Annotated in this window: 10 protein-coding genes; 2 read left to right on the top strand and 8 right to left on the bottom strand. The window is 66.7% G+C overall.

The window, feature by feature from the left end; all coding sequences use genetic code 11:
* Nucleotides 1–15: 15 nt before the first annotated feature.
* On the top strand, nt 16–666 hold the full coding sequence (locus AB0M51_RS10375) for a hypothetical protein (protein ID WP_344188057.1): 651 nt from the start codon (nt 16–18) through the stop codon (nt 664–666).
* On the opposite strand, the gene AB0M51_RS10370 is transcribed toward AB0M51_RS10375, so the two are convergent.
* Nucleotides 667–1,005 carry a helix-turn-helix domain-containing protein gene (locus tag AB0M51_RS10370; protein ID WP_344188058.1) on the bottom strand — a complete coding sequence of 113 codons (339 nt, stop codon included), beginning with the start codon at nt 1,003–1,005 and terminating at the stop codon, nt 667–669.
* Between the two features lie 141 nt (nt 1,006–1,146).
* Between AB0M51_RS10370 and AB0M51_RS10365 the strand changes: the two genes are divergently transcribed.
* Nucleotides 1,147–1,440, top strand: coding sequence for a hypothetical protein (locus AB0M51_RS10365; protein ID WP_344188059.1), 294 nt, complete (start codon nt 1,147–1,149; stop codon nt 1,438–1,440).
* Between the two features lie 59 nt (nt 1,441–1,499).
* Here AB0M51_RS10365 and AB0M51_RS10360 read toward each other — a convergent pair whose 3' ends face one another.
* The 7 genes from AB0M51_RS10360 to AB0M51_RS10330 form a co-directional block, all read right to left on the bottom strand.
* On the bottom strand, nt 1,500–2,459 hold the full coding sequence (locus tag AB0M51_RS10360; RefSeq protein ID WP_344188060.1) for a hypothetical protein: 960 nt from the start codon (nt 2,457–2,459) through the stop codon (nt 1,500–1,502).
* Nucleotides 2,460–2,622: 163 nt separating this feature from the next.
* On the bottom strand, nt 2,623–3,873 hold the full coding sequence (locus AB0M51_RS10355) for a hypothetical protein (RefSeq protein WP_363748840.1): 1,251 nt from the start codon (nt 3,871–3,873) through the stop codon (nt 2,623–2,625).
* Between the two features lie 31 nt (nt 3,874–3,904).
* The gene (locus tag AB0M51_RS10350) at nt 3,905–5,851 is read right to left on the bottom strand and encodes a hypothetical protein (RefSeq protein ID WP_363748838.1); all 1,947 of its coding nucleotides are present in this window, start codon (nt 5,849–5,851) and stop codon (nt 3,905–3,907) included.
* Nucleotides 5,852–5,946: 95 nt separating this feature from the next.
* Nucleotides 5,947–6,753 carry a hypothetical protein gene (locus tag AB0M51_RS10345; RefSeq protein WP_363748836.1) on the bottom strand — a complete coding sequence of 269 codons (807 nt, stop codon included), beginning with the start codon at nt 6,751–6,753 and terminating at the stop codon, nt 5,947–5,949.
* 196 nt (nt 6,754–6,949) lie between these two features.
* Nucleotides 6,950–7,612 carry a Crp/Fnr family transcriptional regulator gene (locus AB0M51_RS10340; protein WP_363748834.1) on the bottom strand — a complete coding sequence of 221 codons (663 nt, stop codon included), beginning with the start codon at nt 7,610–7,612 and terminating at the stop codon, nt 6,950–6,952.
* 91 nt (nt 7,613–7,703) lie between these two features.
* The gene (locus tag AB0M51_RS10335; RefSeq protein WP_344188061.1) at nt 7,704–8,333 is read right to left on the bottom strand and encodes a hypothetical protein; all 630 of its coding nucleotides are present in this window, start codon (nt 8,331–8,333) and stop codon (nt 7,704–7,706) included.
* Nucleotides 8,334–8,708: 375 nt separating this feature from the next.
* Nucleotides 8,709–11,612: a vitamin B12-dependent ribonucleotide reductase gene (locus tag AB0M51_RS10330; RefSeq protein WP_344188062.1), complete on the bottom strand. Its 2,904-nt coding sequence runs from the start codon at nt 11,610–11,612 to the stop codon at nt 8,709–8,711.
* Nucleotides 11,613–11,632 lie beyond the last annotated feature (20 nt).

Here is an 11,632-nt window from a genome sequence, read left to right as displayed (position 1 = left end):
GATCGGAGGGCGTGAATGGCATCCTGGCTGCTCCGCGCCCAATGGTCGCACCGTGACGAGTCCGTCGAACACCGCGCACTCCGCGTCGGCCGCACGCTGACCGCGGTCGCCGTCGCGTTCCCCGACGTCCACAACTGGACGCAGGACGAGCGCTGGGGATACCACGTCCTCGAGGCGGACGGGTCGACCCCGCTGCAGGAGATGGTCGAGGCCACGACGAAGGTCCTGGCGAACGGTACGAGCACGACCCGGCTGCATCTGCAGAGCACGGGTGATCTGCCGTGGCTGTTCGACCTGTCGATGGGTGGCACGATGACCACCGTCTCGGATCAGCTCACCCTGCACTGGAGCGACGAAGACGCCCTGCTGCAGTCGGAACGGTTCGCCCAGATCCTCCGCGCGGTCGTCACGATCTGGGAGCCTCAGTGGGCCAGCATCGCCGACACGGAACTGGCCGCCGCGGCCGGCGTCTTCCGGCGCGGGATCCCGATGATGGGCTGGCTGACCTACGTGCGCGGTCTGGTGGCCGGCGCCCCCGGTATCGACATCTCGCTCACCCCCTACGAACGCGGCACTCTCCTCCAGGCGCCCGTCTCCCCCACGGATCTGACGCCGGTCCACATCTGCGCCGCCGCAGCCCTGGTCGGCATCGCGCCCGAGGCGTAGTCACTCCGGCCCGTCCGGCTGCAGGCGCGCCAGGGCGCGCGTCAGGTCGCCGAGCGCGGTGTTCAGCTGGGTCAGTACCGCGTTGTCGATCGGCACCTGGCGGTTCTCCAGCCCGAGGTTGGCGGCGAACCGGAGGTGCGCGTCCGGCGGCGCCTGCTGGAGGTAGGTGTCGAGGGCCTGTTGGAGGCAAGGACTGGGCACCGACTCGGGTCTCTCCCGCCACTTGGTCAGCGTGCGCGGCGAGATGCCCAGTCGCTCGGCGAAGGCTTCGTTCGTCAGCCGCAGCGCCGTACGCAGCGCGTGGGCGTGCCGGCCGGTCCACTCGTCGATGATCGTCATTCGTTCGGCTCCCGTCACAGGTCGATTACTCCGTGCAATGAGAATATGGCGATTCGGTGACCGTCGGTGGGCCGAATTTGTGCGCTGTGGATACCGGTTGAGTTCCTGGTGCGGGTAGCCGGCAACGCGTTGACTTGGGCCATGGACGAGACCAGCGGACGAACCGCGACGCTGCAGCGCACCGCCCAGCGGCGTCACCTACGCATCACGAACCGCTCCGGCCCACGCTGCTTCCAGCTGTTCCGGCACGAGGACGTGTCCGGAGTCAGCGGTACGGGCGTCGTCGCGGAGGGCGTGCTGTGGAGCGACGGGACCGTCGCGTTGCGCTGGGGCGGCTGCTACCCGACCACGACGGTCTGGCAGGACGGGATCGACGCTCTGCTCACCGTCCACGGACACAACGGCCGCACCACGATCCGCTGGCTGGACGAGTAGCCATGCGTATCGATCGCCGGCCCGGCGGGCCCACCCTGCTGACAGCCTGCCCGGCCGGCCTACTCGGTGAAGAACTGCTCCCGGTACTTCCTCGGGACCGGGCGCTGGTGCGACTCCGCCTCCGGGTTCGTCTGGCTCGCCGTGGCGCCATTCGCGTCCGCCGCGGTCTGCGCCGGCCCGGTGAGTTCTTCGACCGCCGTGCTGAAGGCGAGTTCGGCACGGGTCGGCCGTGGGCGTTCGATCTCCTCGGCGGTGGCATGCCGTCCGGGGAGGTCGTTCGCCGCGGCCGACAGTTCCGCCAACGTGTCCAGCAGTCCGAGGGCGGTCTCGACCTCGCCCGGGTGGTTCACCAGCCACCAGACCGCGGCCGATCCGGGCGTGGCGAAGACGTCGTCCTTCAGATAGGCGCGCTTGTCCTGCTCCATCCGCCGTTCGATCAGCGTGGTCTGCTCACGACGATGCAGGGCCGCAAGCTGCTGCAGATGCTTCTGATCCGCATCGGGCAGCCGCAGCCGCACCTCGGTCGCCCAGCTCCGCACCTGCCCCTTCTCGTCCAACGCAGGCTCACCGAGCAGCGCCGCCAGCCGATGCTGGTTGAGAGACTCCTCGGTCACCTGCTGCCGCGCGGTCAACGAGCGCGCCCGATCCAGCAACGCATCAACCGCGACCGCCCCGAGATCGGCGTGCCGCGACCCCGACAACACCGTCGACCACTGCACCACAGCCGAGAAACTGAACTGGAAGTCGGGCGACGCCGAGGGCAACCGCACATCCGCCACCGTCCGCGACGGCGGCCCCGAAAACACCGGCTCCGCATCAGGCAACACCACTGACGGCGCCGGCTTCGCGACAACCGGCTTCGGCTCGTCCGGCTGCTTCCACACCACCGCGAGCAGCACCAGCAACACGACGATCAGCACCACAGCAGCCCACGCAGGCAGCCCCGCCACGAGCGAAACGACGTACAACACCACCACAATCCCAGCCGCGGCCAGGAGCGAGTTCCGATGAAGCTTCATACGTGCCGTTCCTTCACCGCAGGCGAGTCCACCAAAAGTTTCACACGCCTAACGCCCCGTAGCCGCCGCACGCGTGTCGGCTGCCCCCGCCGTACCTGTGCCGCCTTGCTGCGGAACCCAACCAGGGCGTGCTCCGGCCGGGGCTCCGCAACCGGCGGACGGATCACCCGTCGGTGGTCGACGGGGTTACCCCTGGCGATGCTCCGGCCGAGTAGAACTGCTCGCGGTAGGTTGCTTGTGGGTCGGAGCTCTCGGAAAGCGGCTCGTCTTCGGACGCTTCGGCGGTCTCGGATGTTGTCCCGGCCGGGACGGTCTCCTCAGGAGCAACTGGTGGCGCGGAGACCGGCTCATCGAGTTCTTGTGCTATAGGCAACGCGTCGTAGTTGGTGCGGATCGCCTCAGCACCGTCCTGATTGTCGAACGCCGCTTCCAGATTCGCCAGCTCAAAAGCCTTGAGTTTTCGTTGTGCCGGTTCGAGGCCGTCCAGCAGTGCCTCGACAGCCTCCGCGAAACCTGGCCGTGCCGGCGGTTCAGTTTCCTCTGGACGCTCCGGTACGGCGAACAGCACCGTCCGTCCGGCATCCTCGTCGCGAGCCCGCCACGGCTCCTCAGGCCGCTCGAACGATCCGTCTGACGTCTCGTCGGACATGCGGCCGCTGAGTGCGAACCGATCCCCGAACAGGTCAGCCGGCAGCCGATCGTGCGCGGCGTCCGAGAGCCGCCGTAGTGTCTGGTACAGACCGACACACTGCTCGATCTGATCGGGATTCTTCGACAGCCACCAGACCGTCGCGGAACCAGGTGTCGCCAGCGCGTCTTCGGAGAGGTACTCCCGAAAGTCCTTCTCCAGTTGCCGTTCCAACTTGTTGACCTCCTGGCGGCGCCGGAGCTCGGCCCGGAGCTCAGCTTGCGGCGCGAAATGCTCCGGCAACCGAACCTGGACGTTGTCCGCCCATGCCCTCACCTGCTGACGATCGTCGGATTCGGCGCGGCCCAGTGCGATGGCGATCTCCTGTTTGGCAGCAACGCCCTCTGATGGCTCCATGAGTGCCAGTGCCTGCCGGGCACGGCGCATCACCGCGGCCACCGCCGTGGCCGCGAGATCCACGGTGCGTGAGGGTTGCTCGATCGGATTCCAGTACACCGTGCAGGAGAAGCTGAATTGATACTCGGACGCGGCACTCTGGATCCGCGCGTCATAGACCGCGCGTGATGAGGGCAACTGTGGCTCGCGCACGGGCTCGACCAGCGACTCGACTGGTTCCGGCTGCGCCGGCGTCATCGCGGCTTCGCGGAGCACAACAGCTGCTCCCACGAGAAGTACCGCGAGTAAGGCTACGAGCCATCCGGCCGACAACCCGAGAATCGCGGCGACCACTTCCACGCCCACGATGACCCCGGCTGTCGCGATCACGGACTTCCTAGTCAGTCTCATCGTTTGTTCCTTAAGCAGGTCGAGGGGTGTTTGCGAGGTCGGCAATCGAGCGCCTGACTGCTGCTTCAACAGCTGAGGCCGCCTGTCGAGTCGCAGCCGTCGGGGTGGCGATCTGTCGGTGCCACTGCTGGTTGGCCGTGTACACCTGAGCCAGCCTCGCGATCTTTCGGTCACAGATGTCGATCAGAGCCGCCCGAAGGGCGGAGGAAACGGACAGATCTCCGGCGGCAGTGACGAGCGCGTGCTGATTCAGCCAATCAAGGCACCACTCATCGGTCGGGCACGGCTCGACAGCACGGCGCCAGGCCGCAACGACCGAGCGTCGGAGCCGAGGGACGTACAGGGCCGGACGCTGGCCACGTCGCGCCGCAAGCCGCTCCGGCGCGAGTACACGTCGGCACAGTTCGGGATCGAAGCGATCGCGGTCGGTCAGGACGTGGGCGAAGAGTTCAAGCGCCCGATCCTCGCTGCACAGTCCGATGATCGCGACGCATGCGGCTTCGCGAATCGCATCGTGATCCGCGAGCCAGCGCAACCGAATCAGCGCCTGCTTCAGATGGCTCGCCGCCACGACATGCCGGCAGAGCTGGATGATGATCTGGCCGAGCGGAGCCGACAGTTTCGGACCGTACGCCCAGTTGTAAAGCTGTTGCCGCGCCAGCGGGCCGCTGCGATCGTCCAGCAGAATCTGGGTCATCATGCCAACGGCCAGTCGTCGCTGCTCGTCGCGGCCTGTACCTGCCCAATTCTCCACCAGCCCATACAGGTCTGCCATCTGCAGGGTACGCACCGTCTGCGCGGCGAACCTTTTGGCGACGGCAGCCCGATCCTGTCCGTCTGTACTCGTCCAGGTATGCGAGGTCGACACCCACTGGGCGAACTGCTTCCGAAGGTCGGGATAGCCGTCCCAGAAGTAGTCCAGGAGCGCTGTTCCGAGCGCGGGCCGATCGAAGCGGACTGTTCCCTCGAACACCTTCAGCTCGCCGCCCACGGCACGGACACGGTCAGCAATCCCGGGCTGAGCGAGTCGATGCTGTTCGCTCGGCGGCTCATATCCGAGCGCGGTTTGCAGTTGGCGCTCAGCGAAGTAGACCGACTCGAGACTGCTCGTCTCCAGCATGGCAGCGGTGAGCAGCAGCGTACGGTCCTCCACGGTCTGCAACCGACCCAGCAAGGTGGCAATCGTCTTCTCATGGTCTTGGAGTCCGGTGAGCGCACCGCTGACCCACTCTTCGGCATTCAAGCCCTGGCCGCGGGTTTCGTCGAGGTACTCCGCAACGCGAGCGACGTCCCGAAGCGCCAAGTGATTCAGGCGGGCCAGTACCTCCGAGGAAATCGACGAGCGCTTGAGTTCGAGCCGGTATTCGTTGCTCAGGTGTGAGTCGAGAACCTGCCAGCGGTCGGGATAGTCGATCCGCATACGGAGGCTTTGCAGGTCGTCGTGCAGCAGCCGGTACGACTGGTCCGGCAGCAGAATCACTAGGCTGGCGCGCTGCTGGTTGACGATAGCGGCACAGTTCACCAGCTCAACCTGACATTCTGCGAAGCTCTCGAAGTCGAGATCTGAGATGTCCAGCAGTAGCCGGTCGACCTCGGAGACGTCCTCCGCAGAGAGCCGCTCGTCTCCTACCAGGTCGGCGCTGCTCAGGAATCGCAGAGGCTGGACATCATCGACACTAGGGCACAGCAGCATCTGCGCAGTTGCCCTGCGTCCGCAGCCCGGAGGACCAATGAGAACGACCGTGTTGCCTGGCTGACGCAAGCGCTCCTGCAGCGTCTCAAATCCAGGTGGCCGGACGAACACACGATGCAGGAACTCGACACCTCCGAAGACTCCTTTGACACCGAGCGGCTGCCGAACACGCATCGACCCCGACCGTTCCAGCACGTGGAAGTTCACCTGCACGCCACTGCCCGCATTCACATTTCCCTGAGCATCCGTCAGCACGGTGCCCACGTCGCCACTCAGATCGCCGAGTCCGCCGTGCCGGACCAGCAGTTCCCTGCCCAGACCGGCGTACTGATCCTCTGAATCTATTGGGCTCTCCACGGCTATCGGTCCTCGCGAAAGTCCTGCGGACCGTTGTTGTAGATCTGTCCCGACCCCGTGTTGATCGGCCCGGTCGGATCGGTGATGATCGAATGCACGGTGCCGCTGATCGCCCCGATACCGCCTCTTCGGTTCCGACTCCGGTCGACGGCCTGCCCCGCAACGGGAGCGACAGGTGACGACGATTCGCCGGAGGCTTTCTTGCCGCCGCGGGTCGACTCGGGGCCTGTGCGGAACCCCCTGGTGAGCAAGTCACCCGACGGCACCGGCACCCGGAGATACGCCTCACCCTGGTATCGCTTCACCTTCACCGGCGCGGCGACGTACAGCTCGGGGCTCTCCTCGGTGTAGCCGGTGAGGACGGCGTCTTCGAATGCTCGCGCCGAGACGATCGCCGCAACGCGAGTCACGTCCCCTGACCTGGTGAGCAGATCGCGTACTGGGCCACTGTCGAGGAGCCGGTGCAACTCGACGCGAGCCGCTCCGGCGCCGTCCGACACCCCGTTCGCGCCGGAGTCGGTCACAGGTCCGACGCTGACGCTCACCCGCATGCGGATCGGCGACAACCCGGCGGCGACCAACGTTCGGCTGCGGTCGGTGAGTTCGTCTTGCAAGGAGCCGAGGAAGGGATTGAGGAGGAACGGGAGTCGTTCTGCAGGGAGGCCGATGGTATAGCCGTCGCCAGTCGAGTCGGCGAAGGAGATCTCCGTCCAGAGGGTTTCAAGCGCGCAGCGGGCAAAGGCACTCTGCAGGATCTCTGGGATGACGGCGTTCAGATGCGCATGCATGTTGCCGGCCCGGCGCGCCACTGTAGTCCTTCATGTCGACGACCAGCATCGAGCGGTACGGCGGCAGCGGGCTGACTCCTGGGCCCGGGTGCTGTGGAGTGGTCATGAGAGCAACCTCCAAGGTGGTCGGCGTCTTCGGTGACACCAGAGTTCCGGGATCGGATTGGCCTGTTTGTCCGGAATCGGACAGCGCGGGCGTGAGCTGAGCCACGCCGCATCAGAGACCGGCGAGCTCGCCGAGCCGCTCGAGGTTCGCGACGACGAGCTGCGGCCCAGGGGTGAGCGCCCCGGCCGCACGAAGCTTGCCGAGCTGCTCGGCGACAGTGCTGCGGGCCATACCCAACGAGCCCGACAGCTCCTCCTGGGTGAACGGGATACGTTCTGCGTCCGGCAGACCCGCAGGCGCCGCGCGGACGACGTCATACAAGAGCCGCGCGATGCGCCGTACCGCCGGTCGGTGGGCAAGGTCGACCTGGCGGTGTACCGCCTGGTCGAACTTGATCCGCTGGTACTGCTCCAGAGCGACGCGCAAGTGATGATCGTCGATGAAGCGATCGAAGATCGGACGCGAGAGATAATGCGCGGTACAGCGGTCGATAGTTACCACGCCTGCAGTACGACGACCGGACTCGTCGCCGGCCAGCTCACCGATCAGATGACCGCTGCCGCGGACTGTGAGCATCAGCCGGGCACCGTCCTCAGCACGGGCAAGGAGCTTGACGCGGCCGTGCTCGAGCGCGTAGACGAAGCCACCTGGCTCACCTTGACGGAGAATCGTGCGACCGGGGTGGAAACTGCGGAGCGATCCACGCGCGAGAAGTCCTCGCCAGAGGTCCGCCCCGATCAGGTCACTGAACGAGTAGTGCCATGCATCAGCCATCGTCGCCCCCGCCAGACCACCGAACCGTCAGTTTCGCCACGGAAAGCCTCACACAGATCACTCACAGTGGCGGGCCGATGCGTGTCGGGGGTCAGCCGGTGAGGGAGCGGAGGGCTTGGCGGGAGGGGGTGAGAAGGACGGGCTTGTAGGGGCAGGGTTTGTCGGTGAGGGTTTCGTAGGCGCGGATGGCTCGGTTGGCGGCGTCCCAGCCTTGCTCGGCGGGGGTGCGGCCGAGGCCGCGGTTGCGGACCAGGGCGCCGTAGAAGGCGGAGCAGAAGACGGTGGCTTCGTACCAGCCGATGACGGTGCTGGTGCCGATGTAGGTGATGTCGTCCTGGATGCAGTCGCGGATCGCACGTTGCCACTTGCCGATGCCGGTCTTGCAGCCGTCGGCGATCACGACGCCGCTGGCGATACCCCACTGGTGGTCGAGGAACCAGTCGGCCAGGGACTTCAGCGAGACCTGGGTCTCGCCGTCGGTGGAGAGGAAGGACGGCTCCTCGCTGTGGTCACCGTGTGCCATCACGTGCAGGACCGTCGAGGGGGTGGTGAGGGCTGAGAAGGCGGTCTCGTGGTCCCGGGTGCGGACGAAGTTCACGTCGAGGTACGGGCGGTCCCAGCCGGCGTTGATGTTGCCGGTGATGCCCTGCACGAAGGTCATCGACGCGTCGAACGAACTGTCCAGACCGAGGTCCACCAGAGTGATCAGCCGGTTCTTCATAAGCCCACCCCTCCAACGCTTTTCAGCAAATCCTCACGCCCCGCGGAACCCATCATGAACCACAGCCCCGACAGTTCGCGCGGGGGTATCGCCGGGGTGAGACGGCCGTACGTCGTACGGCCGGAAACCGCGGGTGCGGACCGTGATCGGCCCAGGGTGGCGGGGCAGCGTACGTCGAAGAAAGCCACGGATAAGCAAGGCACCGACAGTCACACTGAGTCACAAAACCCAGCACAGAACCGGTGGTGCAGCTCAGTCCGGTGTGGGCGGCACGGGGGAGCCGGCGGCGGACTCCGACCGGGCAGGCCACCAGACGCACCGCGGCCCCCGGGGGAAGTGGGAAGTCCCGGGGGCCGTAGTGCTTTCAGTTGCTGGTCAGCTGCAGCCGGAGGTGCTGCCGCAGCCTTCGCAGACGTAGCAGGAGCCGCTGGGGCGCATCTTCGTGCCGCAGGTGAAGCAGAGCGGGGCGTCGACCGACGTACCGGTGATCAGCTCCAGCATCTCCGCGGTCGTGTGGGCCTCGCCCCTGACCGGCTTGGCGGCGACCGCGTCGGCCGGCTTCTCGACCGCCTCGACGGCGTCCGCGACCGGCTCCACGGTCTTCAGGGACTCGGCCTCGGACACCTCGACCGGGGCCGGCTCGTACGAACCGGTGTCGAGCTGCCGGGACCGCTCCTCCGCCGAGTAGATGCCCAGCGCGGCCCGCTCGTCGAACGGCAGGTAGTCCAGGGCCAGGCGGCGGAAGATGTAGTCCATGATCGACTGCGCCATCCGGACGTCCGGGTCGTCGGTCAGACCGGCCGGCTCGAACTTCAGGTTGGTGAACTTCTGGACGTAGGTCTCCAGCGGTACGCCGTGCTGCAGGGCGATCGAGATCGCGATCGAGAACGCGTCCATCACACCGGCGAGCGTCGAACCCTGCTTGCCCATCTTCAGGAAGACCTCGCCGAGACCGTCGTCCGGGTAGGAGCCGGCGGTCATGTAGCCCTCGGCGCCGCCGACGGTGAACGACGTGGTCCGCGACGGCCGCGACTTCGGCAGGCGCTTGCGAGTCGGCCGGTACTCGATGATCTTCTCGACGACCTTCTCCGCGACGGCCTCGGTCTCCGCCGAAGCGGCTTCGGCGGCCTTCTTCGCCTTCGCGTCCGCCAGCGGCTGGCCGACCTTGCAGTTGTCGCGGTACACCGCGAGCGCCTTCAGGCCGAGCTTCCAGCCCTGGAAGTAGACGTCGGCGATCTCCTCGACCGTCGCGGTCTCCGGCAGGTTCACGGTCTTCGAGATCGCGCCGGACAGGAACGGCTGCGCGGCCGCCATCATCCGCACGTGGCCCATCGGCTTGATGGCCCGCTCACCCATCGCGGTGTCGAAGATCTCGTAGTGCTCAGGCTTCAGGCCGGGAGCGTCGACGACGTGGCCGTTCTCGGCGATGTACTCGACGATCGCCTCGATGGTCTCCTCGGTGTAGCCGTACTGCCGCAGCGCCCGCGGGACCGTGGTGTTCACGATCTGCATGGAGCCGCCGCCGACCAGCTTCTTGAACTTGACCAGCGAGAAGTCCGGCTCGATCCCGGTGGTGTCGCAGTCCATCATGAAGCCGATGGTGCCGGTCGGCGCGAGCACCGAGGCCTGCGCGTTCCGCCAGCCGTTCTTGGCGCCGATCTTCAGCACGCCCTCCCACGCCGCGGTGGCGTGCTGCTGGACGTCCTTGTCGATCTCGTGGATGGTGGGGATCGCGTCGTTCGCCGCGGCGTGCTTGCGCATCACCCGGGTGTGCGCGTCCTTGTTCCGCTCGAAGCCGTCGTACGCGCCGACGACGCCGGCCAGCTCGGCGGACCGCTTGTACGACGTACCGGTCATCAGCGAGGTGATAGCGCCCGCCAGTGCGCGACCACCGTCGGAGTCGTACGCGTGCCCGGTCGCCATCAGCAGCGCGCCGAGGTTCGCGTACCCGATGCCGAGCTGCCGGTACGCCCGGGTGGTGGCGCCGATCGCCTCGGTCGGGAAGTCCGCGAAGCAGATCGAGATGTCCATCGCGGTGATGATCAGCTCGACCGCCTTGACGAACTTCTCCGAGTCGAAGAGGTCGTCGTCGCGGAGGAACTTCATCAGGTTCAGCGAGGCCAGGTTGCAGGACGAGTTGTCCAGGTGCATGTACTCCGAGCACGGGTTGGACGCGGTGATCCGGCCCGTCTCCGGCGTCGTGTGCCAGTCGTTGATGGTGTCGTCGTACTGCAGGCCCGGGTCCGCGCAGGCCCACGCGGCCTGGGCGATCTTGTCGAACAGCTGCCGTGCGTCGACGGTCTCGATCACCGAGTTGTCGAGCCGCGCGCGCAGCCCGAACTCGCCCTTCTCCTCGACCGCACGCATGAACTCGTCGGAGACCCGGACCGAGTTGTTCGCGTTCTGGTACTGCACGGAGGCGATGTCGCGACCGCCGAGGTCCATGTCGAAGCCCGCGTCCCGCAGGACCCGGATCTTCTCCTCCTCGCGCATCTTGGTGTCGACGAACTCCTCGATGTCGGGGTGGTCGACGTCCAGCACGACCATCTTCGCGGCCCGCCGGGTGGCGCCGCCGGACTTGATGGTCCCGGCCGACGCGTCCGCGCCGCGCATGAAGCTGACCGGGCCCGACGCGGTACCGCCGGAGGACTGGAGCAGTTCCTTCGACGAGCGGATCCGGGACAGGTTCAGGCCGGCGCCGGAGCCGCCCTTGAAGATCAGGCCCTCTTCCTTGTACCAGTTCAGGATCGACTCCATCGAGTCGTCCACGGCGAGGATGAAGCAGGCCGACACCTGCTGCGGCGAGGACGTGCCGACGTTGAACCAGACCGGCGAGTTGAAGCTGAAGTACTGGTGCAGGAGCAGCCAGGTGAGCTCCTGCTCGAACACCTCCGCGTCCTGCGGCGTGGTGAAGTACCCGTGCTCCTCGCCGGCCTTGCGGTAGGTCTTCACGACCCGGTCGAGCAGCTGCTTGAGGCTCCACTCGCGGTTGTCGTGGCTGACCGCACCACGGAAGTACTTCGTGGTGACGATGGTCGAGGCGTTCACGCTCCAGAAGTCGGGGAACTCGACTCCGCGCTGCTCGAAGACCGTCTCACCGGTCTTCCAGTTCTGCTGCACGACGTCGCGACGCTCCCACGTCACCTCGTCGTACGGGTGGATGCCCTCGGTGCTGAAGACGCGCTCGATGGTGAGTCCCGCGGGGGCGTTCTTCCGCCCGCGGAACCCGGCCGCCGACCTCTTGGTCGACCCCGAGTGGCCGGTCACCGTCTCTGTCATGGTTGCTCCTCGCCCTGTGT

This window comes from Kribbella sp. NPDC051137, from assembly GCF_040682535.1.
GTDB lineage: Bacteria > Actinomycetota > Actinomycetes > Propionibacteriales > Kribbellaceae > Kribbella > Kribbella karoonensis.
Note: the sequence above shows the minus strand (reverse complement) of the source record. Positions and strands in the feature narration are given on the sequence as shown.